The sequence below is a fragment of the Enterococcus sp. FDAARGOS_375 genome, assembly GCF_002393265.1.
GTDB lineage: Bacteria > Bacillota > Bacilli > Lactobacillales > Enterococcaceae > Enterococcus_D > Enterococcus_D innesii.
In genome coordinates, this window is sequence record NZ_CP023515.1 from 2,836,216 (window position 1) to 2,861,834 (window position 25,619).

At 44.0% G+C, this 25,619-nt stretch carries 25 protein-coding genes and 1 riboswitch; of the genes, 20 read left to right on the plus strand and 5 right to left on the minus strand.

Annotated features, from left to right (window positions below; genetic code table 11):
• Positions 1-37: 37 nt before the first annotated feature.
• Positions 38-637, minus strand: coding sequence for an FUSC family protein (locus tag CO692_RS14840; protein ID WP_005231932.1), 600 nt, complete (start codon positions 635-637; stop codon positions 38-40).
• A 98-nt stretch (positions 638-735) separates the two neighbouring features.
• Between CO692_RS14840 and CO692_RS14845 the strand changes: the two genes are divergently transcribed.
• Entirely contained in the window at positions 736-1,698 is a 963-nt protein-coding gene (locus CO692_RS14845; RefSeq protein WP_015509896.1) for an aromatic acid exporter family protein, read from the plus strand.
• Positions 1,699-1,730: 32 nt separating this feature from the next.
• Here CO692_RS14845 and CO692_RS14850 read toward each other — a convergent pair whose 3' ends face one another.
• A complete protein-coding gene (locus CO692_RS14850) occupies positions 1,731-2,687 on the minus strand; it encodes a Gfo/Idh/MocA family protein (RefSeq protein ID WP_005229991.1) in 957 nt (318 codons plus the stop codon).
• A 123-nt stretch (positions 2,688-2,810) separates the two neighbouring features.
• On the opposite strand from CO692_RS14850, the gene CO692_RS14855 reads away from it, so the two are divergent.
• The 9 genes from CO692_RS14855 (at position 2,811) to purB (ending at position 11,040) form a co-directional block, all read left to right on the plus strand.
• Positions 2,811-3,314: a hypothetical protein gene (locus CO692_RS14855; protein ID WP_005229993.1), complete on the plus strand. Its 504-nt coding sequence runs from the start codon at positions 2,811-2,813 to the stop codon at positions 3,312-3,314.
• Between the two features lie 32 nt (positions 3,315-3,346).
• Positions 3,347-4,357 carry a M15 family metallopeptidase gene (locus CO692_RS14860; RefSeq protein WP_096742879.1) on the plus strand — a complete coding sequence of 337 codons (1,011 nt, stop codon included), beginning with the start codon at positions 3,347-3,349 and terminating at the stop codon, positions 4,355-4,357.
• On the plus strand, positions 4,354-4,959 hold the full coding sequence (locus CO692_RS14865; protein ID WP_005229997.1) for a glycoside hydrolase family 73 protein: 606 nt from the start codon (positions 4,354-4,356) through the stop codon (positions 4,957-4,959). Before CO692_RS14860 ends, CO692_RS14865 begins: the two co-directional genes overlap by 4 nt.
• 20 nt (positions 4,960-4,979) lie before the next feature.
• Positions 4,980-5,657, plus strand: a complete 678-nt coding sequence (locus CO692_RS14870; RefSeq protein ID WP_010749577.1) for a hypothetical protein — start codon at positions 4,980-4,982, stop codon at positions 5,655-5,657.
• Between the two features lie 82 nt (positions 5,658-5,739).
• A riboswitch (purine riboswitch) is annotated at positions 5,740-5,837 on the plus strand.
• A 76-nt stretch (positions 5,838-5,913) separates the two neighbouring features.
• Positions 5,914-6,495, plus strand: a complete 582-nt coding sequence (locus CO692_RS14875; RefSeq protein ID WP_010749578.1) for a xanthine phosphoribosyltransferase — start codon at positions 5,914-5,916, stop codon at positions 6,493-6,495.
• Positions 6,495-7,799 (plus strand): nucleobase:cation symporter-2 family protein, encoded by a 1,305-nt coding sequence (locus tag CO692_RS14880; protein WP_010749579.1) that lies wholly within the window; start codon positions 6,495-6,497, stop codon positions 7,797-7,799. Before CO692_RS14875 ends, CO692_RS14880 begins: the two co-directional genes overlap by 1 nt.
• 329 nt (positions 7,800-8,128) lie before the next feature.
• Complete coding sequence (gene purE, locus CO692_RS14885; protein ID WP_010749580.1) at positions 8,129-8,617, plus strand: 5-(carboxyamino)imidazole ribonucleotide mutase; 489 nt, start codon at positions 8,129-8,131, stop codon at positions 8,615-8,617.
• Positions 8,601-9,728: a 5-(carboxyamino)imidazole ribonucleotide synthase gene (gene purK, locus CO692_RS14890; protein WP_015509893.1), complete on the plus strand. Its 1,128-nt coding sequence runs from the start codon at positions 8,601-8,603 to the stop codon at positions 9,726-9,728. Before purE ends, purK begins: the two co-directional genes overlap by 17 nt.
• 13 nt (positions 9,729-9,741) lie before the next feature.
• A complete protein-coding gene (purB, locus tag CO692_RS14895) occupies positions 9,742-11,040 on the plus strand; it encodes an adenylosuccinate lyase (protein ID WP_096742575.1) in 1,299 nt (432 codons plus the stop codon).
• A gap of 50 nt (positions 11,041-11,090) precedes the next feature.
• Here the strand turns inward: purB and CO692_RS14900 are convergent, their stop codons facing one another.
• The 3 genes from CO692_RS14900 to CO692_RS14910 form a co-directional block, all read right to left on the minus strand.
• The gene (locus tag CO692_RS14900; RefSeq protein WP_096742576.1) at positions 11,091-13,139 is read right to left on the minus strand and encodes a penicillin-binding transpeptidase domain-containing protein; all 2,049 of its coding nucleotides are present in this window, start codon (positions 13,137-13,139) and stop codon (positions 11,091-11,093) included.
• Position 13,140: 1 nt separating this feature from the next.
• Positions 13,141-13,746: a DUF1054 domain-containing protein gene (locus CO692_RS14905; RefSeq protein WP_016611021.1), complete on the minus strand. Its 606-nt coding sequence runs from the start codon at positions 13,744-13,746 to the stop codon at positions 13,141-13,143.
• 100 nt (positions 13,747-13,846) lie between these two features.
• A complete protein-coding gene (locus tag CO692_RS14910; protein WP_087627619.1) occupies positions 13,847-14,281 on the minus strand; it encodes a hypothetical protein in 435 nt (144 codons plus the stop codon).
• A 214-nt stretch (positions 14,282-14,495) separates the two neighbouring features.
• Here CO692_RS14910 and purC point away from each other — a divergent pair, with 214 nt between their 5' ends.
• The 10 genes from purC (at position 14,496) to CO692_RS14960 (ending at position 25,445) form a co-directional block, all read left to right on the plus strand.
• On the plus strand, positions 14,496-15,221 hold the full coding sequence (gene purC, locus CO692_RS14915) for a phosphoribosylaminoimidazolesuccinocarboxamide synthase (RefSeq protein WP_081116641.1): 726 nt from the start codon (positions 14,496-14,498) through the stop codon (positions 15,219-15,221).
• Complete coding sequence (gene purS / locus CO692_RS14920) at positions 15,212-15,484, plus strand: phosphoribosylformylglycinamidine synthase subunit PurS (RefSeq protein ID WP_096742577.1); 273 nt, start codon at positions 15,212-15,214, stop codon at positions 15,482-15,484. Before purC ends, purS begins: the two co-directional genes overlap by 10 nt.
• Positions 15,481-16,158 carry a phosphoribosylformylglycinamidine synthase subunit PurQ gene (gene purQ, locus CO692_RS14925; protein ID WP_010749588.1) on the plus strand — a complete coding sequence of 226 codons (678 nt, stop codon included), beginning with the start codon at positions 15,481-15,483 and terminating at the stop codon, positions 16,156-16,158. The genes purS and purQ overlap by 4 nt, the downstream gene beginning before the upstream one ends.
• A complete protein-coding gene (gene purL, locus CO692_RS14930; RefSeq protein ID WP_192940711.1) occupies positions 16,151-18,379 on the plus strand; it encodes a phosphoribosylformylglycinamidine synthase subunit PurL in 2,229 nt (742 codons plus the stop codon). Before purQ ends, purL begins: the two co-directional genes overlap by 8 nt.
• Positions 18,364-19,788, plus strand: a complete 1,425-nt coding sequence (gene purF, locus CO692_RS14935) for an amidophosphoribosyltransferase (RefSeq protein WP_010749590.1) — start codon at positions 18,364-18,366, stop codon at positions 19,786-19,788. Before purL ends, purF begins: the two co-directional genes overlap by 16 nt.
• Before the next feature lie 114 nt (positions 19,789-19,902).
• The gene (gene purM / locus CO692_RS14940) at positions 19,903-20,949 is read left to right on the plus strand and encodes a phosphoribosylformylglycinamidine cyclo-ligase (protein WP_096742578.1); all 1,047 of its coding nucleotides are present in this window, start codon (positions 19,903-19,905) and stop codon (positions 20,947-20,949) included.
• On the plus strand, positions 20,946-21,530 hold the full coding sequence (purN, locus tag CO692_RS14945) for a phosphoribosylglycinamide formyltransferase (RefSeq protein WP_081118542.1): 585 nt from the start codon (positions 20,946-20,948) through the stop codon (positions 21,528-21,530). Before purM ends, purN begins: the two co-directional genes overlap by 4 nt.
• Complete coding sequence (gene purH, locus CO692_RS14950; RefSeq protein ID WP_077453792.1) at positions 21,523-23,058, plus strand: bifunctional phosphoribosylaminoimidazolecarboxamide formyltransferase/IMP cyclohydrolase; 1,536 nt, start codon at positions 21,523-21,525, stop codon at positions 23,056-23,058. The genes purN and purH overlap by 8 nt, the downstream gene beginning before the upstream one ends.
• Positions 23,059-23,074: 16 nt before the next feature.
• Complete coding sequence (gene purD, locus CO692_RS14955; RefSeq protein WP_096742579.1) at positions 23,075-24,361, plus strand: phosphoribosylamine--glycine ligase; 1,287 nt, start codon at positions 23,075-23,077, stop codon at positions 24,359-24,361.
• A 169-nt stretch (positions 24,362-24,530) separates the two neighbouring features.
• Entirely contained in the window at positions 24,531-25,445 is a 915-nt protein-coding gene (locus CO692_RS14960; RefSeq protein WP_096742580.1) for an aldo/keto reductase, read from the plus strand.
• Positions 25,446-25,619 lie beyond the last annotated feature (174 nt).

The window sequence follows — 25,619 nt, forward strand, 5'->3', positions numbered from 1 at the left end:
AGCCTTTTCTCAGAATGATTCTGGAAAAAGGCTGTTTTTATTTTTCTTGTTTTTCTTGTTCGGAAATCTCGCCTTGGACTTCTTCTAGCATGGCTTTTAGTTCAAGCTCTTTTTGCCTCAGCACCACCAGATCTTCTTGGATCTCATCCTTTTTCTCTTCCTCAGGTGGTCGAATGACGAAATTGATCGATAGGGCAACTAACGTGCCGATAAAGGTGTCCAATACACGGTCTAAGGCGAAGATGATCGATTCCCCTTGAGGGACACTGGAAGTGATCAAAAGCATCGTCGCAATAGCAGAGATAATGCCAGAATTGTTATTGATGCCATCTGAAAAAACGATGACAAAAATGACTAGCGCTGGCAAGACAAACAATTCGATCAGAAAGTCATTTTGAAAATATTGCTTCGTCAAAAAGTAAAAAATGGCTGTACCACCACCGATCGTATTTCCTAATACCCGTGACTTACCAAAAGAGATCGTTGTGGTCAGGTCTTGTCGCAAAGAAAAGACAGCCGACAAGGCAGCAATCAATGGTTGGCCACGATCAAGAAAATGAAAGAGCAGAATACAAAGCATGACAGCGATGGCTGTTTTTATCGTTCGCATACCTAAGCGAAAACGCCCCAGTTTCATGGTCAAATGCCCCCTTTACTTAATCATACCCAAAGCAGTTGAGAAATTCTAGTCTTATTCCTCACAATTTAGTATACTTTTCACAGGAGGTGACAAAAATGAAAATCGGAATGAGGACCGTGAAAACGGCGATTGCTGCTGGTTTATCAATGTTTCTAGCACAACAGATCGGTCTTTTGTATGCGCCAGCCGCAGGGATCATCGCCATTTTAAGCGTCGGCAATACAAAGAAAACGTCACTTTTTACGGGAATCGGGCGTTTGATCTCTTTGGCGATCGCAACACTCTTAGCTTTTGTCAGCTTCCATTTATTAGGCTTTGGGCCGATAGGATTTGTTCTTTTTCTCTTTCTCTTTATCCCAACCGCTGTCTATTTCAATTTGACCGATGGGATCGTCGTCAATTCTGTCTTGGTGACCCATTATATGATGGAACGTTCGTTTGCTTGGCCACTGATTGGGAATGCTTTTTTATTGATGAGTATTGGCATTGGCTTTGCACTTTTGTTCAATTTATATATGCCAGATGGCGAACGAGCATTGAAAGAAAGACAGCAATTAGTGGAAGAAACGTTTAAAAGTCTTTTAAAAGACATGTCGATTGCGTTGACTGAAAAAGAAAAGGCGACGCTTCCCCAGGTTTGCCAAACGCTTTTGGGGGATATCAAGCAAGGCAAACAACAAGCAATGGTGCATAGTGAAAATCAATGGCGAGGAGAAGCCTCCTATTATGAAGAGTACTTTACCATGCGCCAAAGTCAGGCACGCTTACTCTTAGAAATGGTTGACTTATTGCAGTTGTTTTGGGTAGAAGAAGCCTATACAAATGCGTTTCAAGAGTTGCTATCCTTTACTGCCGAGTCCTTTCACGAAAATAACGATGGGAAAGAGATCTTGGCAAAAATTGCTGCGCTTTATGAAGATTATCGACAAAAGCCATTGCCCCAAACAAGAGCAGAGTTTGAAAATCGCGCTCAGCTGTTTCAGTTTCTGCAAACCTTTAAAAGTTTTATTGAAATCAAAGCCGACTTTTCTGAACAAATGCAAACAATGGCACGTTAAAAAAAGACTCCCAAAAAGGAGTCTTTTTCATTTTACTGCTGTTCCCAAAAAGCTTGCATTTGATCAAGAACGTCAATGACATCAGTGGTCAAATGGATCGATCCTTCGATCTCGCCATCGATGGCTTTGATCATATTGGCAATTTCATAATTAAGGGCTTGACTGCTGTCGCCAGCTTCAATCACTTCATTTGTTCCATCTCGGAAATGGATCACGGCTTTGTCCGCACGAGGGTATTCATCTACGGTAATGTATCCTTCTTCGAAAGCGACGATACCGGTTTTAGGCATTTTCGCTTGAAAAGTCAGCGTGACACTAGCCATTTCATCGGCTGGATTTTGTAGGATCGTGACTGATTGTTCATCCACACCTGTAGAGAAGGGCTTCATGCTGCTAAACGTCACTTCTGGTGTATCCGTCATGAAAAAGCGGGCAAATGAAACAGCATACGTACCGATATCCAATAAAGCACCGCCGCCTAAATCTGGATTGAAGAAACGATTGCTTGGGTCTGGATCTTTGTAGCTGCCAAATGGTGCTTGGATCATTTTTAATTTTCCTAAGCGTCCGGCATCGATCTCTTCCTTCAACCGAGCATAAACCGGCATATTGAAAATCGTCATTGCTTCTTCTAAGATTAGGTTTTTTTCTTTGGCTAAGGCTAGTTCTTCCGCTAGCTCATCGGCACTGGTGGTGATGGCTTTTTCGCAGAGGACATGTTTTCCTGCCATCAGAGCTTTCATAATAAATTCATGATGAAGATCATTAGGTACTGCAATATAAACAATATCGATTTGCGGATCTTCTAACATGGCATCTGTGCTTTCATAAGCATGGGGAATAGAGTGTTTCTCAGCAAATGCTTGGACTTTAGGGAAACTCCGGGCACTGACCCCATACAGTTCACTTGCTTCATTAGAAAAGCCAGCAGCAAATTGCGTTGCGATATCTCCGAGGCCAATCATTCCCCAACGGTATTTTTTCATCATTGATCATCTCCTTCGTATTTAGTATAACAAAAGAAATCAATTCTTTAAAATAATCAAAAACAATCGCAAAAAGTTTCCATTACGGCTGACTTTCAGTAAAATATAGAAGAGGAGGGATAACATATGCATAATGTATCAATTGCAATTATTTTAAATACCATCATCGAGCAATACGCATCAGAAAAACAGTTTTATGAAACACAATTAGGCATCACCGAGGAGCAATGGGAAGCATGGAAAAATGGCACAATGAGTCTGTCACCTGCTGAAAATCAGAAAGTGAAGCTGCTGTTTTCAGATTATGAATGGATGTTGATCCAAAAAATCATTCGGCAAACCGTCATTTATCCAGAAAAACGCAATCAAGCGGTCGTCGAGTTCAAAAAAATGAAGACTCAAATTGCCAGAACGTGGTTAGCAAGCGATTTAGCGAAAGTCGAATTGTTAACAGAATCTGAAGAAACAGCCCAATACCTTGATTTGAGAGTCAGTATTACGTATGATGAGTGGGGTTATGATGATATACTAAACTTCCGATTGCCCGCTTTTGTTCAGCAGCAAATTCGCAATGAAAAAATCGAACTGTTGGAGTGGGTCAAAGAAAATCTGGAAGAAACTTACAACTAAAGGTAGGATATTTTTTGAAAAAGTATTATGGAATGGCTGCGGCGGCGGGCTTCTTGTTTCTGGTTCTTTTAACCATTCAAGTGAACCGAGTGACCGCAGTCACCCCAACAAAGAGTGCAAGTATCGCTCGTTCAACAGATCAAGCAACAACGAGTGAAACAACAGAAACAAATGAAAAAGAGCCAAATGGGAACACGCAAGAGTCACAAGATCAAGCAAGTGCTAGTGATGAAGTGAACGAAGAGGATTTTCCAACTGTCTCATTGGATGATTGGTCATTGGTTTTGGTAGGCCCAAACAATAAAATCAAAAGCGAAATTGCCCAAAAAGATTTAGGGAAATTGTCGAATGGCTATCTCGTCGATCAACGCATCGTTTCAGCTTATGAAAAGCTGGCAGATGCCGCAAAAGCTGCAGGACATCCTTTGGTGATGGTCTCTGCCTACCGTTCAGTCGCGTATCAAGAGGAGATATTCAATGCCAATGTCAACACCCTGATGAGTCAAGGTCATACAAAAGAAGAAGCAATTCGGATCACGAAACTGACCTTTACTGAGCCTGGCTATAGCGAACACCATACTGGGCTTGCTGTTGATGTTGTGGATCAAAATTGGTATCAAAATCATACAGGAGAACTGCTCAATGAGGGGTTCGGTGATACTGAGGGTGGAAAATGGCTACAAGCTCATGCAAGAGAGTATGGGTTTATCATCCGTTACCCGAAAGGAAAACATGCTATTACGCAAATCGATTATGAGCCTTGGCATCTACGATATGTAGGGGTCGAAGTGGCAATCTACATTGAGGAGCAGGAGTTGACCTTTGAAGAGTTTCTGGAAGAAGCAAAAGAACACATCGCTCGAAAAGAAGCAGAACTGTCCTCTCACGAATGGGAAGATCCTTTGGCAGAGGACTGGATCTATGAGGGGTCTCTTGCTAAAAGTCAAGAAAGCAGTGAGCTTACACAAGATGAGTTGTTGCTAAATGGAGGCAATTTGTTTTCTGAAAATGTGTTTAGTCAGACAAAGGAAGTGAAAAAATGAGCGCAAGACGAAAAAAACAGAAGACTCGTTTCCCATTAGTCTTTCTAGGGTTATTCTTGATTGGGATTGCCTTTATTTTTTCCTTAAATAGTTTGGCAGACCCCCTTCCCAAAGAGGAAGAAACAAACACGGAAGCCATCTCCCATGAAGAATTTATTGATCGCATCGCTCCTTACGCACAAGAACTGCAAAAGGGCTACGGGATTTTACCAAGTATCATTATTGGACAGGCAATTCTTGAATCAGATTGGGGTCAAAGTTCTCTAGCCAGTGAATACAATAATTTATTTGGAATTAAGTCGTTTGGCCATTCAAAAAAGGTGACATTAGATACCCAAGAGTTTTATAATGGAGAATGGGTCACGATTCAAGGAGATTTTCGTGTCTATGATACTTGGGAAGAATCAATGGATGATCACACAATGTTGTTTGTAAATGGTGTGGATTGGAATCCTGCACTTTATGTAAATGTCTTGACAGCAAACGACTACCGCAGTGCCGCACAAGCATTACAAGATGCAGGGTATGCAACGGATCCGGATTATGCCAGCAAAATCATTCAAGTAATTGAAACCTACCAATTGAATCGATTTGATCAATAAGAAAAGAGAGTTGGCTGCTTATGGAAGAAAAATATATGCCAAAAATCACCACCGATTTGCGTAAAGATATCGTGAAAGTGCCTAAAGTTATTCGAGAGGCTAGCGGTATTCAAATATTTGGAAAACAAATCCGCTCCATTATTTTCACAACGGATATTGCGATCATCCGTAATACAAATGCGGATGCTGTGATTGCGGTCTATCCCTTTACACCACACCCAGCAATTACGAAAGCAATCATCGAAGCAGCGGACATTCCAGTGTTTTCTGGTGTCGGCGGGGGCTTGACCCAAGGATTTCGCTCGTCTTATATGAGCATGTTTGCTGAAGCCCAAGGGTCGATCGGGGTCGTCTTAAACGGACCAACGCCACTGAAAACTGTGGAGCAAGTCTGTAAAGTTGTAGATATTCCCGTTATCAGTACCGTAACGAGTAAGTATACCGAAATTGATGCCAAGCTTGAAGCTGGTGTGAAAGTCATCAATATCAGTGCTGGCAAGGACACAGCAGATACCGTGGCTTTCTTCCGTAAAAAATATCCGAAGCTGCCGATCATCGCAACCGGTGGACCAACCGATGAAAGCATCTTAGAAACGATTGAAGCAGGCGCGAATGCCATCACCTACACGCCGCCGTCCAATGGGGAGCTTTTCAGTAAAAAGATGGAACACTATCGCGATATGGAGAAGCCAGAGTAGGAAATGATCCACAAATGAGAATATTTTTATTTATAAAGGGCATTCCATGCTTGTGTTTTTAATCAAAGACAGGCATAATCGAATCTATCATTTAAAACTTACTTGTATATCGTCGAAATATGGTCGACAGTCTCTACCCGATACCGTAAATATCGGACTATAAGTAAAAATCGTGCCTGTTAGACACTTTTTTTGCTTTGGCAAAAAGAGTGTCTTTTTTTTCAGGATGGAATAGAAAGGAACGAGGAGAGCTAGGATGGAAAAATTAGTTGAGCGTATCAAAACACACGGAAATGTGCTGGGCGAAGGGGTTCTTAAAGTGGACCAATTTTTGACCCACCAAGTGGATTATGAGTTGATGAAAGAAATCGGTGCAGTCTTCGCGGAACGGTTTCAAGGAAGCGGCATCACAAAAGTAGTGACCATCGAAGCTTCAGGGATCGCACCAGCCCTTTATACTGCAGAACAGTTACAAGTACCAATGATCTTTGCCCGTAAAGCAAAGAGTTTGACAATGGATGAAGAGTTGCTGACTGCATCTGTCTATTCCTTTACCAAGCAAGTGACCAGCCAAGTATCGATTTCCAAGAAATTTTTGTCTTCAGAGGATACGGTCTTGATTATTGATGATTTTTTAGCAAACGGACAAGCAGCAAAAGGCTTGATCGAACTGTGTCAACAAGCAGGAGCCAACGTCGTCGGTATCGGTATCGTGATTGAAAAATCATTCCAAAGTGGTCGACAATTACTTGAAGAAATGGGGATTCCTGTTGTTTCACTAGCACGGATCGCCTCATTGTCTGAGGGACAAGTCAGCTTTTTAGAAGGAGATGCCTAATGAAAGAAACGAATAGCCGTTCAGCAGTTTTAGGCTTGCAACATTTACTAGCGATGTATGCAGGAGCTGTTGCCGTTCCTTTGTTGATTGGAACAGGTCTGGGCTTCAATGAAGCTCAGATGACGTATTTGATCTCGATCGATATTTTCATGTGCGGAATCGCTACGCTTTTGCAATTAGTTGTTACCCGCTTTTTCGGGATCGGCCTACCAGTCGTTTTAGGCTGTGCCATCCAAGCGGTCTCCCCATTGATTTTGATTGGCACCAAATCAGGGATCAGTGCGATTTACGGAGCGATCATTGCCGCTGGGATTTTCATTGTTCTGATCGCTGGCATTTTTTCGAAAATCAAAGTCTTGTTTCCGCCATTGGTGACGGGAACCGTGATTACCGTCATCGGCTTGACCTTGATTCCAGTCGCCATCACTAAAATCGGTGGCGGCGATGCTGCAGCTGCTAACTTTGGTGATCCAACGAATTTATTGTTAGGCTTTGTGACGATTGCCTTGATCATTGGGGTGCAGGTCTTTGGGAAAGGCTTTATTCGCTCGATTGCCGTTTTGATCGGTTTGATCGGTGGGACCATTTTAGCAGCGCTCTTAGGATTGGTGGATCTTTCTGCCATCGCCCACGCGCCTGTGTTTCATTTGCCTCAGCCTTTTTATTTTGGCTTACCAACCTTTGATCTGTGGTCGATCGTTTTGATGATCATTATTTCCATCGTGAGTCTGGTAGAGTCCACTGGCGTTTATTTTGCGCTGGGAGATATTACTGAAAAACCGATTACAGGCAATGACTTAAAGCGCGGCTATCGTGCGGAAGGCTTGGCGGTGATCCTTGGGGGGATCTTCAATACATTCCCTTATACTGGATTTTCACAAAATGTAGGTTTGGTTCAACTTTCAGGCATTAAGACGCGACGCCCGATTTTCTTTTCAGCTATCTTTTTGATCGTATTAGGGCTGTTTCCAAAAGTTGGTGCCATTGCGCAAATCATTCCAGAAGCAGTACTGGGAGGCGGCATGTTAGTGATGTTTGGCATGGTCGCTGTTCAAGGGATGCGAATGCTGAGCAAAGTTGATTTTATGAATGACAAGAACTTGTTAGTGATTGCGGTATCGATCGGTTTTGGGTTAGGGTTCAATATGATGCCAACCTTATTCAGTCAGATGCCTGAAACCGTCCAAATGTTTACAGGCAATGGGATCGTCATGAGTAGTTTGACAGCCATTGTTTTGAATCTGTTCTTCAATGGATTGCCGAAAGAAACAGACGAAGTGACGGAATTGAGCTTGCAACAGTAAGTTGATTTGATCCAGACGAGGATTCGTCTGGATTTTTTGTATTGTTCCTTTATTTGTCTTTTTCCTACCAAACAGAAAGACTGAATAGTTTTCTTAGCCATAAAAACGAACGATACAAAGTTAAACTAGCAAATAGTTCGAAAATATTTTGACATTGCTCCGGCAACTCGTTACTATTTAAAGGTGAAAGTGATTGTTAGTCATAATGTGTTATGCAAGGGGCGTTGGGTTGCAGTGACAAACTGCTGCTAACAAACTAATTTCGTGAGAAAATACTTCTGAGCTTGTTTCAGAAGAAACTAGTAAAAAATCGTTGGAGGGAAAATCAAATGAAACCAGCAGTTGCAGTGATTATGGGGAGCAAGTCAGATTGGGAAACAATGAAGGAGTGCTGCTTGATTTTAGATGAGTTAGCGATACCTTATCAGAAAAAAGTCGTTTCGGCACATCGTACACCAGATTTGATGTTCGAATTTGCCGAAACTGCTCGTGCAGAAGGAATCAAAGTCATTGTCGCTGGAGCAGGAGGAGCAGCTCATTTGCCAGGAATGGTCGCAGCGAAAACAACGTTGCCCGTCATTGGTGTGCCTGTACAATCTCGCGCATTAAACGGGTTGGATTCCCTACTATCGATCGTGCAGATGCCAGCTGGGGTACCAGTGGCAACAACAGCGATCGGAAAAGCTGGCGCAACTAACGCAGGACTACTTGCAGCGCAGATGCTTTCCATGTATGATTTAGAGATAGCGGAGAAATTAAACGCGCGAAGAAATACATTAAAAGAAATTGTATTGGAAAGTAGTGATCAACTTGATTAAACCTTTAATGCCCAACGCAACGATCGGAATCGTTGGCGGAGGACAGCTAGGTCGTATGATGGCAATGAGTGCCAAAGAAATGGGCTTTCGGGTTGGCGTCTTAGACCCTACTGCCAATTGTCCAACAGCCCAAGTCGCTGATTGGCATATTGTTGCTGCCTACGATGATGTGTTTGCTTTAGAAGAAATGGCTCGACGTGCCGACGTGATCACCTATGAATTCGAAAATGTCAGTGTCGAGGCATTGAATTCCATTTTGCCTTATTCCCATATCCCTCAAGGGACTGATCTGTTAGCAATCACTCAAGACCGTTTATTAGAAAAGTCATTTCTAGAGGCTAACAATATCGTGATTGCACCTTATGCCACGATCATCAGTCCAACGGATATCCAAGATGCCATCGACAGTATCGGTTATCCTTGTGTGTTAAAAACGACTAGAGGCGGTTATGACGGAAAAGGGCAGCACGTGTTATACAGTACCGCGGACTTAGCGCCTTCGATGAACTTACTGCGTGAAGGGACGTGCGAATTAGAAGCGTGGATTCCTTTTGAAAAAGAATTGTCGATTTTAGTTGCTGGTAATGGAGAAACCTTTACCACTTTCCCAGTGGTAGAAAACATCCACCGCAACAATATTTTGCATCAAACGATCGCTCCTGCGCGCATTGATCCAGAAGTTGCCGAAGAAGCCAAACGGATCGCTCATATTATTGCGAAGGCCTTGGATCTGCAAGGCGTTTTAGCCATCGAAATGTTCTTGACTAAAAGTGGCGGCTTGTATGTCAATGAGTTGGCACCGCGACCGCATAATTCTGGTCACTATTCGATCGAAGCTTGTTCCATGAGTCAGTTTGATGCCCATATCCGGGGGATCTGTGGCTGGCCATTGCCAGAAGTGTCATTGCTTTCACCAGCAGTCATGGTCAATGTCTTAGGCGATGAATTGACAGAAACGTATGAGCTGATTGCCACAAAACCTGCTTGGCAATTCCATTACTATGGCAAAGAAGAAGCGAAAACCGGGCGTAAAATGGGTCATATCACTGTTTTGACAGAAGATATCGCAGAGACCACTGAAGAAATCTATCAAACCAATATTTGGGATTAAAGGAGATAATAACATGTTAGAGCGTTACACAAGACCAGAAATGGGTGCTATTTGGACCGATCAAAACCGTTACCAAGCGTGGCTAGAAGTAGAAATATTGGCGGATGAAGCTTGGGCGGAACTAGGGGAGATACCGAAAGAGGATGTTGCTTTGATTCGTGAAAAAGCAACCTTTGATATCGACCGTATCTTAGAGATCGAAGCGCAAACGCGACATGATGTGGTTGCTTTTACCCGAGCAGTCTCTGAATCTTTAGGTGATGAAAGTAAATGGGTCCACTACGGCTTGACGTCGACGGATGTTGTTGATACTGCGTATGGCTACTTGATGAAGCAAGCCAACGACTTGATTCGGGAAGATTTAAATCGTTTTGTGACGATCGTTGGTGAAAAAGCCAAAGAATACAAACATACCGTAATGATGGGACGTACCCATGGTGTACATGCGGAACCAACGACCTTTGGCTTGAAATTAGCCTTATGGTATGCGGAAATGAAACGCAATGTCGAGCGTTTTGAGCGGGCAGCAAAAGGGGTCGAAGCAGGAAAGATCAGCGGAGCAGTTGGTACCTTTGCAAATATTCCACCGTTTGTCGAAGAGTATGTCTGTGAAAAATTAGGGATTCGTGCGCAAGATATTTCCACACAAGTACTACCTCGTGACTTGCATGCAGAGTATTTCTCTGCAATGGCGTTGATCGCAACTAGCATTGAGAAATTTGCCACCGAAATCCGGGGCTTACAAAAATCAGAAACCCGAGAAGTTGAAGAATTCTTCGCCAAAGGACAAAAAGGTTCTTCTGCCATGCCCCATAAGCGTAACCCAATCGGTTCTGAAAATATGGCGGGACTTGCACGAGTCGTTCGCGGCCATATGGTGACAGCTTATGAAAATGTCTCACTGTGGCATGAACGGGATATCTCACATTCATCGGCAGAACGGATCATTATTCCGGATACGACGATTTTGATCGATTATATGCTGAATCGCTTTGGCAATATCGTCAAAAATCTGACTGTTTTCCCAGAGAATATGAAGCGCAATATGAATGCGACCTTTGGATTGATCTACAGCCAACGAGTGATGTTGAAATTGATCGATCACGGAATGACAAGAGAGCAAGCCTATGACTTGGTTCAGCCAAAAACAGCGCAAGCTTGGGATGAGCAAACGGATTTCCGTCCACTATTAGAAGCTGATCCAGCCATTACGGATGTGTTGACCAAAGCAGACTTAGACGATGCGTTTGATTACAACCATCACTTAAAACAAGTCGACACGATCTTTGAACGTGTCGGTTTAGCCGAATAAGAAAAAAGCTGCAACCTTCAGATCCTTATCTGAAGGTTGCAGCTTTTTTTTTAATAATGTTCAGCTAAGTAAGTCAATAGCTCAGGTGCTAAACCAGTTGCTGATTGGTTTTCCTGGCGATCTTCTAGCATGGAGACCATCAGAAATCCTTGGTCTTGCGAATCAAAGGCAAATAAGAAGCTGTTTTCCTGGCCTTTTTCATCTTGCTTTTCTTTGATTTCAGCTGTTCCTGTCTTAGCAGCCAATGGAATGTTTAATGCTGCCAAGGAATGTGCAGTTCCGTTTGGATCGGAAACAACGGCGGTCAAATCTTGATTGATTTGATCGATCGTTTCTGCTTTAAAGACTTCTTTGTCTTTTTGCTCTGCCTCTTTCACTAAACGGGGATAGACCAGCTTCCCTTGATTGGCAAAGACGGAGTAAATAGCCGCTTGCTGGATTGGATTCAATAACAATTCTCCTTGGCCATAGCCAGTATCTGCCAGTAAAATGTCCGAATTGAAGGAGTCTTCATTTGAAATTTGAGCAGGATTCATCGCGATCGGTAAATCCAATGTTTCACCAAAAATCAACTTCGACAAGCCGTCACGAAAGGCATCTTCGCCCATAGATAAAGTTTGTTGCGCCATATAAATATTATCAGAGTATACCAGTGCATCCTTGAGATTCACAGAAGCTACATCAGTAACTCTCGTCACAAAGTAGTCGCCCCACGAGCTATCATTTTGCCATTTCAATCCATCGATCGCGATACTCTGCGTAGGATCGATCGTGCCATTTTCCAAGCCGATCGCACCAGTGATGGCCTTAAAGGTCGAACCAGGTGCATAGGCCGTAGCAAAGCGGCTGATGAAAGGCAGGTCTTCATTTTGTTCATACGCATCATAATCTTCTTGTGAGATCCCTTGGGTCATTTTATTGGGATCATAACTTGGCGAGCTGGCAAGTACCAACAGATCGCCAGTTTTGGGTTCGGTAACGACCGTTGCTCCTGCTTGGTTTTGTAAGGAGTCAAACGCCGTCTTTTGGGCTTGGGCATCAATAGTCAATTGGATATCCTTGCCATCTGCGCGCTCTTTTTCTAACAGGACGGCTTTCTCAGCACCATCTTCATCTGTGATGGCGATTTTTCCGCCGTTTTCTCCTCGCAACTCTTTATCGAAGGCAGCTTCCAGACCACTACGACCAATTTGTCCGTTGCTTGCTAGTGTTTCATCTTTTTCGATATCTTCCGCTGTTACATTTCCTAAGTAACCAATCAGTTGAGCGGCAGCTTCCCCAAGTGGGTAAGTGCGTCCAGTCGTTTCTTTTAAACTTGTTCCAGTTGGCATCTCATCCGTTGGTTCGATGATCTTCAAGGGGACGAACAACTCATCTTGAACCCAAGATTGCCCCAACGCTTGATTGATGGCTTCTTCTGTCAGGTCGAAACGTTCCGCGATCGCTTTGATATTGGCGTTTTTTTCGTCTCCCGTGCCCAGTTGCCCCGGAACGACGCCTAACTGATAAAGCGTGCCATTTTCTGCTAGTGGTTCGTTGTTTCGGTCGAGAATCTCACCGCGAGTGGCATTATCTACGGAAATATTGACTTTGTCTTGTCCCTCCATTCCTGGAAAGATCAACTGAGGGGACCAATCGATCTTGGCTTCGTTATCAGCTACAGTGATCGTGCCGCTATAAGAAAGCTCGGTTAATTCACCTAACGAGGTGGTCAAGGAACCGTTGTATTGGAAATTGAATTGATCGGAATCCTTGTCATTAGGAGTTACCTCAATCCCAGAGGCTTTAAATGATTCAGCACCGATACCAGTGAAGATCGCTTCGTATTTTGCAGAGACTTCGTCTGCGGTAAAGCCGGTTGATGCTAAACTGTCTTCAGACACGAAAGCAGGCAAGTCACTGTACTTCTGATCGGCCAAAGCGTCGATAAAGGAAGTGAGGGCTTTTTTAGCAGCGGCTTCTTCTTGCCGATCCTGATAGACGGTATAACCATAATAGCCGCCGCCTAGTACAAATAAGGCGGCAGGAAGTGCCAACCAGACGAAGCGCTTGGGCTTTTTCGCTGGCTTTTCGTCGCGAGAGCGCCGATTTTCTGACATATTATTGTTCCTCCTTCAAAGCCGTCATACGGGCATGATAAAGCGGCAACAGCGTTTGATAAACTGCTAAAATATCCGCCATCTCAACGTCTTCGATCATTTCTTTCGGAAAAATCTTTCCAATTTGAAGCTCGCTTTTTTTGACTTTCTTCAATCGTTCCAGATAGGTTGGCCACATGGCGATAGGGTGGTGGTCGTATTTTGTGTGATCAGGAGAAAGTGTAAAGTCAGCTGGTAATTGATCGAATAATTCTTTTTGGGCCAACCAGGATTCAGCGATCGTTGCCTGATTTTTCGGTTGATCGATCACGCTGAGCCAAACAAAGACATACGCTTGATTGATCCCAATTTGAAAGTGGGCATCCATTTTATAGCCTCGTTTGTTCGGACCGATCCCTGCCCAGGTTTCGGCAGGAGGGTAGACGGTTCTGCGTCGGTGCTGAGCAATATGCAAATAAAAAGGCTCTTGGCAGCTTTCTTCAATTAATGGGATCGCTGCCTCACCGATCGTTTGAAAAATCGGCTGAATCTCGGCACGGATTTTTTCCATTCGTTCGTCTAACGTTTCTAAAGAAAAAGCATCAAATGATTGTTTCGTAAATAGCATAATCGTATCCTTTCTGTTGTCTGAAAATAGTATAACAAAAAAAGCCCGATAAATTACGGGCTTTTGTTTATTTTACCTTTTTTTATTGAAGGATACTCAGTCAATTTGCCGCTGGACTCAATTTAAACGTTGGTGTCTGGCTTTGTTCCTTCAAAAGATGCAAAAGATCATCCAAGAAAGAAAAGTCCATTTCTTCTAAATTAAAATAAATCCGAAAAGAATACGTATGTTTAAATAAGCTTTGGCGATGGATTTGATGAATAATCAATTCGTCATTGCGTTCATTTTGAAATTGTAGAACACGCTTTTGTTCTTCGGTATAATGAGGGCGCGCCCCTTTTTTGAAGGGACTGAATAAATAGAAACTTGTTTGTTGGTTGATGGAAAGGATTTGCTGCACGGCCAATAATTCGTTATGGAGCTGTTGTTTTTCTTTGTCTGATAAATGAGCTAAAAAAAGTTCAGCACGATTCTTTAGCGACCACATATAGTACTCCTCCTTGAATGTAGCTACAATACGACCTAAATATAGCATGAAAAAAGAATATTGTAAACGCTTTATAAATCCTTTGCTGCTTCTAAAGAGGAATCTACTTTCAACCAACTGGGTAAAAAGCGAACATTCGTGTTTATTAATATGTAAATGTACAGATAATCGTTGACCCGCTTTTTCTGCGTTGTTAGAATAATAAGCAAATAAAGATGTGTGTCATCGCTATGTGAAAAATATTACTTAACTGAGGTGGATTATGGAATCAGAAGTGCTTCTTTATGAAGGAAAAGCCAAGAAATTGTTTAAAACCAACGAAGAGGATGTATTGAGAGTCGTTTATTTGGATCAAGCTACTGCATTGAATGGTCAAAAGAAAGATGCCGTTGTAGGAAAGGGTGCCTTGAACAATCAGATCACTGCGCATCTTTTTCAGCGGCTAGCCGACAAAAATGTCCCAAGTCACTTTCTTCAATTAGTGTCTAAACACGAACAATTAATTCGAGCTGTCACCATGATTCCTTTAGAAGTCGTTGTTCGCAACACGGCTGCTGGTAGTTTTTCAAAGCGCTTGGGCATCGAAGAAGGAACCAAACTGCCAAAGCCGATCGTAGAGTTTTACTACAAAGAAGATCGCTTGGATGATCCGTTTATCAATGATGATCATGTGTTTTATCTAGGGCTTGCCTCAGAAGAGGAGCTGGACCAGATCAAAACATTGGCGCTGCAAGTCAACGCTGCGTTACTGGAAATCTTTGCGAACATCAACATTCGCTTGATCGATTTTAAAATCGAGATCGGCAAAACCAAAAAGGGCGAGTTGCTTCTGGCTGATGAGATTTCACCAGATACTTGTCGTTTATGGGATATGGGGACAAATGAGCATCTTGATAAAGATGTTTATCGACGTGATTTAGGGGACATCGTTCCTGTTTATGAAGAAGTCTTAAATCGTTTAGAAAAGGAGAATTCAGCATGTATTTAGTCAAAGTTTATGTAACCTATAAGGAATCTGTTTTAGACCCTCAAGGAGAAGCTGTGAAAGGAGCCGTTCATCGCTTGGGGTATCAAGATGTCAGTGATATTCGGATCGGGAAATACTTTGAAATCAAAGTGACACCTTCAAACAATCAAACACAAGCAACTGTAGCAGAAGAAATCGAAGCGATCTGCGACAAGCTTTTGGCAAACGTCAATATGGAAACCTACCGTTATGAAATGGTTCAAATGGAGGAAGCGGCCCTATGAAATTTGCAGTGATCGTTTTTCCTGGATCAAATTGTGATGTTGATTTGATGTGGGCAATCAAAGATATCATGGGGGCAGAAGCAGAATATGTGCGCCATGATGCAGACAGCTTAGCTGGTTTTGACGGTGTTTTGCTTCCAGGAGGATTTTCTTATGGTGATTACTTAAGATGTGGAGCGATCGCCCGTTTTTCAACGATCATGTCAGAGGTCATTCGTCTGGCAAATGAAGGCAAACCTGTCTTTGGTACCTGCAATGGGTTTCAAATTTTAACGGAAGCGGGCTTGTTACCAGGGGTTTTACAAAGAAATGAATCACTCCATTTTATTTGCAAACCGGTCCGTCTGCAAGTGAATAATCAAACAGCTTTTACTTCTGAATATGAAACGGATCAAGTCATTACGCTTCCTGTCGCTCATGGTGAGGGCAATTATTATTGTGATGAAACGACTTATCAGGAATTGGTTGCCAACAATCAAATCGTTTTCCGTTATGAAGATAACGTCAACGGTAGCCTACACAACATCGCTGGTATCTGTAATAAAGCTGGCAATGTTCTAGGCATGATGCCTCATCCAGAACGAGCGATGGAAAGCTTATTAGGCTCAGAAGATGGCAAGAAGTTTTTTGCTTCATTATTGAAAAATTTTGGGAAGGTGCCGGTAAATGGATAAAATGATCGTAAAAGAACCTACACCACAAGAAATCAAAGACACGAAATTATACGAGCAATGGGGATTGACCCAAGAAGAATATCGGATGATCTCAGAAGATATTTTGGGACGTTTACCGAACTATACCGAAACTGGACTCTTTTCAGTGATGTGGAGTGAACATTGTTCTTACAAAAATTCCAAACCTGTTTTGCGGAAATTTCCGACAGAAGGGCCGCAAGTACTGCAAGGACCTGGCGAAGGTGCGGGTATCGTGGATATCGGCGATGATCTAGCCGTCGTTTTTAAAGCGGAAAGCCATAATCATCCTTCTGCGGTGGAACCTTATGAAGGAGCAGCAACTGGTGTTGGTGGGATCATCCGCGACATCTTCAGTATGGGTGCAAGACCGATCGCTGTTTTAGACTCCTTACGATTTGGTGAGTTAGATAATCCAAGAACGAAATATCTTTTGGAAGAAGTCGTTGCTGGAATCAGTGGCTATGGCAACTGTATTGGGATTCCGACCGTCGGTGGTGAAGTGGCATTTGATCCTTGTTATGAAGGCAATCCATTAGTCAATGCGATGTGTGTAGGGATCATTGCCCACAAGGATATTCAAAAAGGGCAAGCCAAAGGTGTTGGAAACACCATCATGTATGTCGGCGCAAAAACAGGACGCGACGGGATACACGGGGCGACTTTTGCATCGGAAGAATTTGTCGAAGGAGAAGAACAACAACGTTCCGCCGTACAAGTCGGTGATCCTTTTATGGAAAAACTTTTGTTGGAAGCTTGTTTGGAATTGATCGTAGATCATTCGGACATTTTAGTCGGAATTCAAGATATGGGTGCTGCTGGATTGGTTTCTTCTAGTGCCGAGATGGCATCAAAAGCCGGATCAGGGTTGCGTTTAACGTTAGATGATGTTCCACAACGAGAAACCAATATGACGCCTTATGAAATGATGTTGTCAGAATCTCAAGAGCGGATGCTGATCTGTGTCAAAAAAGGACATGAAGCTGAAGTGGAAGCACTCTTTAAGAAATACGATCTAGAAGCCGTCGTGATCGGTGAAGTAACAGATGATGGCAACTATCGTTTGTTCCATCACGGACAGGAAGTCGCTAATTTGCCAGTAGATGCTTTAGCTGAAGATGCGCCGACTTACTACAAAGAGATGGCAGAACCGAAACGGATCAAAGTGTTTAAGGAAACTCCAGACTTTGTTCCAGTGATTCATTCAGCAACGTCTGTATTTGCCGATCTACTGCAGCAGCCGACGATCGCTTCAAAACGCTCGATTTTTGAAACCTACGACTCGCAAGTTCGTACCAATACCGTGGTAGGACCCGGCAGTGATGCCGCTGTTTTACGAATCAAGGGAACCAATAAAGCCTTGGCGATGACGACTGACTGTAATGCTCGTTACCTGTACTTAGATCCAGAAGTCGGCGGACAGATCGCAGTTGCAGAAGCTGCTCGAAATATCGTCGCTTCCGGTGGGCGTCCATTGGCGATCACTGACTGCCTTAACTTCGGCTCGCCAGATAAACCAGAAGGATTCTGGGAGTTATCCACGGCTGCTGACGGGATCTCAGAAGCTTGTCGTGTGCTAGAGACACCAGTAATCTCTGGGAACGTCTCCTTATACAACGAAACGGACGGACAATCGGTCTATCCAACGCCGGTAATTGGGATGGTCGGATTGATCGAAGAGCTGGCGCATATCACGACGCAGCATTTCCAAGCAGCGGGGGATCTGATCTATGTCCTAGGGGAAACCCATGCTGACTTCAATGGGTCTGAATTGCAAAAACTGCAGACAGGAAAGATCGCTGGGCGTTTAATGTCCTTTGACCTTGAAACAGAAAAAATGAACCAACAATTGGTTACCGCAGCGATCCAAGCAGGTCTTGTTCAAAGTGCCCACGATTGTGCCGAAGGTGGTTTAGCGATCGCTTTAGCCGAATCCGATTTTGACAAGGGCTTTGGTCTAAATGTGACCGTGTCATTGCCAGCAGCACAATTGTTTTCAGAAACCCAATCCCGATTTGTGCTTTCAGTCGCACCTGATAAGCAAGCAGCTTTTGAAGCGCTGGTAGGCGCTGCTGCAACAGCGATCGGGGAAGTGACTGCTGATGGCCAGATTCGCATGCAAGCACAAGATGATACGATCGAGATGCCCCTTGCTGAGGCGAAATTGAAATGGGAGGAAGCCATTCCATGTTTAATGAAGTAAAGAGCCTCAACGAGGAATGTGGGGTTTTTGGTGTTTGGGGTCATCCAGATGCCGCTCGTGTCACCTACTTCGGACTACACAGTTTGCAACATCGCGGCCAAGAAGGTGCTGGGATTGTCACGAATGATGCGGGGAAACTCAATGGTCACCGTGATTTAGGGTTGCTAGCGGAAGTGTTTTCGGATGAACGTGTCCTCCAGCGTCTGACAGGAGATGCTGCTATTGGTCACGTTCGCTACGCAACTGCTGGTAATGGTAGCGTTGATAATATTCAACCATTTTTATTCAAATTTTTTGATCAGCAGATTGGCTTAGCTCATAACGGCAACTTGACGAATGCGAAAAGTCTACGGAAATCCTTAGAAAAGGCTGGTGCGATTTTCCACTCGAATTCCGATACAGAGATTCTCATGCACTTGATCCGTCGCAGCGAAGAACCGCTTTTTATGGATCGGGTCAAGGAGGCATTAAATCAAGTTAAAGGTGGATTTGCGTACCTTTTACTGACCGAAAATGCCATGATCGCAGCACTAGACCCCAATGGCTTTCGACCATTGTCAATCGGGAAAATGGTCAATGGTGCCTATGTGGTAGCTTCAGAAACCTGTGCGTTGGAAGTCATCGGTGCGGAATTTATTCGTGATGTCCGACCGGGCGAAGTCGTGATCATTGATGATGCAGGCATTCAAATCGAGCAGTATACCCAAGAAGTACAGCCGGCGATTTGCTCGATGGAGTTTATTTATTTTGCCCGTCCTGATTCCAACATCGCTGGCGTCAATGTCCATCGTGCCCGTAAAAATATGGGCCGTCGCTTAGCACAAGAGGCGCCGATCGAAGCGGATATGGTCATTGGTGTACCGAATTCATCCTTATCTGCTGCCAGCGGCTATGCCGAAGCTTCAGGTATTCCTTATGAATTGGGCTTAGTAAAAAATCAATACATTGCACGAACGTTTATTCAACCGACGCAGGAGTTAAGGGAACAAGGCGTGCGGATGAAGCTCTCAGCTGTTCGTGGCGTAGTCGAAGGCAAACGAGTGATTCTAGTCGACGATTCGATCGTCCGAGGAACCACCAGCCGCCGTATCGTCCAGCTGCTAAAAGAGGCAGGTGCCAAAGAAGTTCATGTGCGTATCGGTTCGCCGCCTTTGCGCTATCCATGTTTTTACGGGATCGACATTCAAACGAGAAAAGAATTGATCGCAGCCAAATATACGGAAGCTGAGATTTGTGAAAAAATCGAAGCAGATTCTTTGGCCTTTTTAAGTGAAGACGGGTTGATCGAAGCGATCGGTTTAGATTTTGACGCACCTTACTCAGGCTTGTGTATGGCCTATTTCAATGGCGATTATCCAACCCCTTTGTATGATTATGAAGAAAACTATCTCGCGTCTTTAGCTGAATAAAAAGTAGGCAAGAATGGTTTTTCAAGCGAAGCATTGAAGGACTGATGGTTTGCTTACGTTAACGACGAGTGAGCTGATGAAGAAAAGCGGATGAATGATTGAGGAGGAACGAACGTGGCAAATGCATATGCAAAAGCCGGTGTCGATGTCGAAGCCGGTTATGAAGTAGTCGAACGGATCAAAAAGCATGTGAAACGAACAGAACGACTAGGCGTGATGGGGGCAATCGGGGGCTTTGGTGGCTGTTTTGACTTATCATCGTACCAATTAAAAGAACCGGTACTTGTTTCTGGGACTGATGGTGTAGGAACCAAGCTTTTGTTGGCGATCCAACAAGAACAGCACGCAACGATCGGCATTGATTGCGTCGCGATGTGCGTGAATGATATCGTCGCTCAAGGGGCAGAACCTATCTACTTCCTTGACTATGTTGCAGTTGGTAAAAACGATCCGGCAAAGATCGAACAAATCATTGCTGGTGTCGCAGAGGGCTGTGTGCAAGCGGGTGCTGCTCTGATTGGTGGGGAAACCGCTGAGATGCCGGGGATGTATCAGCCAGAAGAATATGATCTTGCTGGTTTTGCCGTAGGGATCGTCGAAAAAAGTCGCTTGATCACTGGAGAAACCATCAAAGAAGGCGATGAGCTGATTGGTTTGCCTTCATCAGGCATTCACTCCAATGGGTACTCTTTAGTCAGAAAAGTCTTTTTTGAACAGCATGGCTATACAGGAGCAGAAACGTTTGCGGAACTTGGCAACCAAACACTTGCAGAAAGTTTATTGACGCCAACGAGAATTTACGTTGATGCATTGAATCCTTTATTGACAGAAGGATTGCTCGCTGGAATTTCTCATATCACTGGTGGCGGCTTTGTTGAAAATATCCCGCGGATGCTGCCTGAAGGTCTGGCGGCAGAAATCTCCTTAGACACTTGGCCGCAGTTGCCGATATTTGATCTGATCGCTGCTCATGGCGCGATTCCTCACCAAGAAATGTTCGAGATTTTCAACATGGGGATCGGTATGGTCTTAGCCGTTGCGCCAGAAAATGTTGCGGCAGTGATGGCACTTCTATCCGCCAATGAAGAACAAGCATACCGGATCGGTAAAGTGACCAAACGTAACAACGAAGCCGTTTGCTTCAAAGAGGCAGTCCGATGAGGATCGCCGTCTTTGCTTCTGGAACGGGCAGCAATTTTACAGCGATCGCCGATGCGATCCAAGCAAATAAAATCAAAGGAGCGCAGATCGGGTTGGTCTTTTCCGATAAACCTACAGCGCCAGTAATAGAAAAAGCCCGCGCGAGAGACTATGAAACGCTTGTTTTGGAGCCAGCGGCATTTGCGTCAAAAGCAGCTTTTGAAAGTAAATTGATCGAAGAATTGCAAGATCATGCCATCGATTTTATTGTTTTAGCAGGGTACATGCGGATCATCGGCAACACCTTATTATCCGCTTATGAAGGCCGAGTCATCAATATCCATCCCTCCTTGTTGCCAAGCTTCCCAGGTAAGTCTGGGATTGCCGATGCCTTCGCTTATGGCGTGAAAGTGACGGGGGTGACGGTTCATTATGTCGATGCTGGCATTGACACAGGGCCAATCATTGCCCAAGAAATCGTTCGGATCGACACCGACGATACATTAACAAGTGTGACAGAGAAAATTCATCAAGTGGAACACCAAATCTATCCAGCTGTTTTAGCTGAAATTGTGGAAAAGGGGCTATCAAATCGTGAATAAACGTGCATTAATCAGTGTGTCTGACAAAGAAGGACTGGTACCATTTGTCCAAGAATTGACCAATTTAGGATTTGAGATCATTTCAACTGGCGGGACCAAAACCGTCTTAGAGAAAGCAGGGCTTCAACCGATCGGCATCGAAGCGATCACAGAATTTCCTGAAATGATGGACGGTAGGGTCAAAACGCTACATCCGCGGGTGCATGGAGGTCTGTTAGGGCGACGTGATCTGCCTTCTCATATGGAGGCAATGGCTGAGCACGGTATTTTACCAATCGACCTCGTTGTCGTCAATCTTTATCCATTTAAAGAAACCATCAGCAAGCCTGATGTCACTGAAGCCGACGCAATCGAAAATATCGACATCGGCGGACCAAGCATGCTGCGTTCTGCGGCGAAAAACCATGCCTCAGTAACTGTTGTCGTTGATCCCAAGGATTACGACTGGGTATTAGCTGAGCTGAAGGAAGGCAATACGACTTTGGCATCAAGAAAGAAATTAGCTGCCAAAGTCTTCCGCCATACCGCAGCCTACGATGCCTTGATTGGTGAATACTTGACCAAAGCGGTGGCTGAAACAGAAACGGAGACCTTGACGAAAACCTATGTTTTGAAACAAACATTGCGTTATGGTGAAAATAGCCATCAGAAAGCTTCCTTCTATCAAGACGCACTACCCGTGCCCTATTCGATTGCCAGCGCAAAACAAATCCACGGCAAAGAATTGTCTTACAACAACATTAAAGATGCTGATGCTGCCTTGCGGATCGCAGAAGAATTTACAGAGCCAACTGCGGTAGCCCTCAAGCACATGAATCCATGTGGGATCGGAAGTGGAGAAACGATTGCTGAAGCTTTCCAAGAAGCTTACGAAGCAGACCCAGTGTCGATTTTTGGCGGGATCATCGTCTTGAATCGTCCAGTTGATGTGGCAACTGCGGAGCAACTGCAGCGGATTTTTCTTGAGATCATTATTGCACCTGCATTTGAAGAAGAAGCACTAGAAATTTTAACGAAGAAAAAAAATCTGCGCCTGCTGGTTGTTGATTTCCAGAAAGCAGCCAAACAGCCAGAAGTTGTCTCTGTCCTTGGGGGCTTATTGGTGCAAGAACCAGATGATCAAATAGAAACACCAGAAGATTGGACCGTGGTGACAAAGAGAAAGCCAACAACAGAAGAAATCGCAGCTTTGGCTTTTGCTTGGAAGGCGGTGAAACACGTGAAATCTAATGCCATCGTTTTAGCCAATCAACAGCAAACCGTCGGGATCGGCGCTGGTCAAATGAACCGCGTGGGTTCAGTGAAAATCGCTGTGGAACAAGCCCGTGAAAACAATAAATTGGCTGGTTCAGTGCTGGCAAGCGACGCCTTTTTCCCAATGGATGACAGTGTTGAATATGCAGCGCAACAAGGAATCAAAGCGATTATTCAACCTGGTGGCAGTATCAAAGATCAAGAGTCGATCGACATGGCAGATAAATACGGTGTGGCGATGGTCTTTACTGGTGTTCGTCATTTTAAACACTAAGAAATAGGAGAAGACGATGAAAATACTTGTTATTGGTAGTGGCGGTAGAGAGCATGCCGTCGCAAAAAAGTTTCTGCAGGATCCTCAAGTGGAAACAGTCTTTTGTGCGAAGGGCAATCCCGGTATGCGAAAAGACGGGATCAAGACAGTCGCAATTGAAGAGTCCGATCATGAAAGCCTAATTGCTTTTGCTCAAGAGCAGGAGGTTGATTGGACCTTCGTTGGTCCGGAAGTTCCGTTACTAAATGGCATCGTAGATGATTTTCAGGCGGCGGGCTTGGCAATTTTTGGCCCCAATCGACAAGCAGCGATGATTGAAGGATCAAAAGAGTTTGCCAAAGAATTGATGCGGGACAATCAGATTCCGACAGCAGACTACCAAAGTTTTACAGATAGTGCCCAGGCAAAAGCCTATATCCAACGTAAAGGTGCACCAATCGTTATCAAAGCAGATGGTTTAGCGGCGGGCAAAGGCGTAGTCGTCGCTGAAACCGTTGATGAGGCGAATGCGGCTGTCGAAGCGATGCTAGAGCAAAATGCTTTCGGTGAAAGTGGTGCAAAAGTGGTGATCGAAGAGTTTTTGGCTGGCGAAGAGTTTTCGCTCTTGGCGTTTGTTAAGGACGAAGCCGTCTATCCAATGGTCATTGCTCAAGACCATAAACGTGCCTTTGATGGCGATTTAGGGCCGAATACAGGAGGTATGGGGGCATACACACCGGTACCGCAGATACCGCAAGAAATGGTCGATCAAGCAGTAGCAGAAGTTTTACTTCCTGCAGTAAAAGGGATGATTCGTAATAAGACACCGTTTACGGGGATTCTCTATGCAGGTCTGATTGCTACCAATGATGGACCGAAAGTCATCGAATTCAATGCGCGTTTCGGCGATCCAGAAACACAAGTCGTGTTAAGTCGTTTAGATAGCAGTTTAGCCCAGATCATTGATGATCTATTGCAGGATCGAGTGCCCGCGATCCGATGGAATCAAGCGGCTTCGATCGGTGTCGTGATTGCATCGCAAGGATATCCGGGCAAGTATCAGCAAGGAATGCCTGTCCCAAGCCCTCAAGGAGAAGGGATTCAATTCTTTTATGCAGGAGTTGAGGAAGCTACCGACCAAGATGGTTTGACGGCAGCTGGTGGGCGCGTTTTTCTTGTAGAAGCGTCAGCTGAGGATTTAGCTACTGCGCAAAAGAACGTCTATGAAGCAATCAGCAAGTTGTCTTTATCTGGCTTGTATTATCGAAACGATATCGGCGATAAAGCCTTGCAATATAGCAACTCATCAAAGGCGATGAAGTAAAGAACCTTTCTGTGTGTAACGCAAACTGTAATGATAGGAGGACTGCCAGTAGAACCGATCGGTTGTGCTGGTGGTTTTCGTTTTATGGGAGGTTTTTTTGACGTTGGTATAGCGTTTTCATCTTGTTGTGCTAAAATAGGAGTGTAGTTTAAATAAGGAGGAACTTTACGTGAAAAAAATTAAATTCGGTCCCACTGATTTAGAAGTATCTAGCGTGATTTTAGGCTTGATGCGAATCAACAATGCCAAAGATCCTGTGAAGGTCTTGACGACTGCGATTGAAAATGACATTACCTTTTTTGACCATGCCGATATCTATGGACGCGGGGAGTGTGAAACGATTTTTGCGGAAGCATTAGCAAAAACGGATGCCAAAAGAGAAGATTTGTTCATTCAATCAAAATGTGGCATCGTTCCTGGTGAAATGTTTGATTTTTCGAAAGAGCATATCATTTCTTCTGTGGAAGGTAGTTTGCAACGATTGAAAACCGATCATTTGGATGCGCTATTGCTGCATCGTCCTGATACTTTGTTTGAACCAGAAGAAGTGGCAGCTGCCTTTGATCAATTAGAAAAAGACGGCAAAGTGAAATACTTCGGTGTCAGCAATCAAAAACCTGGTCAAATCGAGCTATTGAAAAAATATGTTTCCCAACCTTTAGTAGCGAATCAGCTGCAATTCGGGATCATGCATACGGGAATGATCGATCAAGGAATTCATGTCAACATGACGGATGCTGGTAGTGTCGATCATGATGGAGAAATTCTTGAATATTCTCGCTTGCATGAGATGACGATCCAAGCGTGGTCTCCGTATCAGTATGGTTTCTTCGAAGGGGTCTTTATCGGTAACGAGAAATTCCCCGAGTTAAACGAAAAATTGACCGAACTAGCGGACAAGTATCAAACGACACCGACAGGTATTGCCTCTGCGTGGATCTTACGTCATCCAGCAAATATGCAAGTGATTGCCGGAACAATGACCCCGCATCGAATCGAAGAAATCGCGCAAGCTTCTTCAATCGTATTGACCCGCCATGAATGGTATGAAGTGTATAAAGTAGCAGGGAACATCTTGCCTTAATTTATCCGTAAACTCCGTTTTATTCAGTAGTTATAAGGATGAATGTTCGTAAAAAACGAACATTCATCCTTTTTTTTGGAAAAGTATTTCTAAAAAGCTTGTATTTCATTTCCAGGTGGTTTAAATTGTTGTGGGCGTTAAAAATAGGCTGATGCCATTTGATGCTTGCTTCAC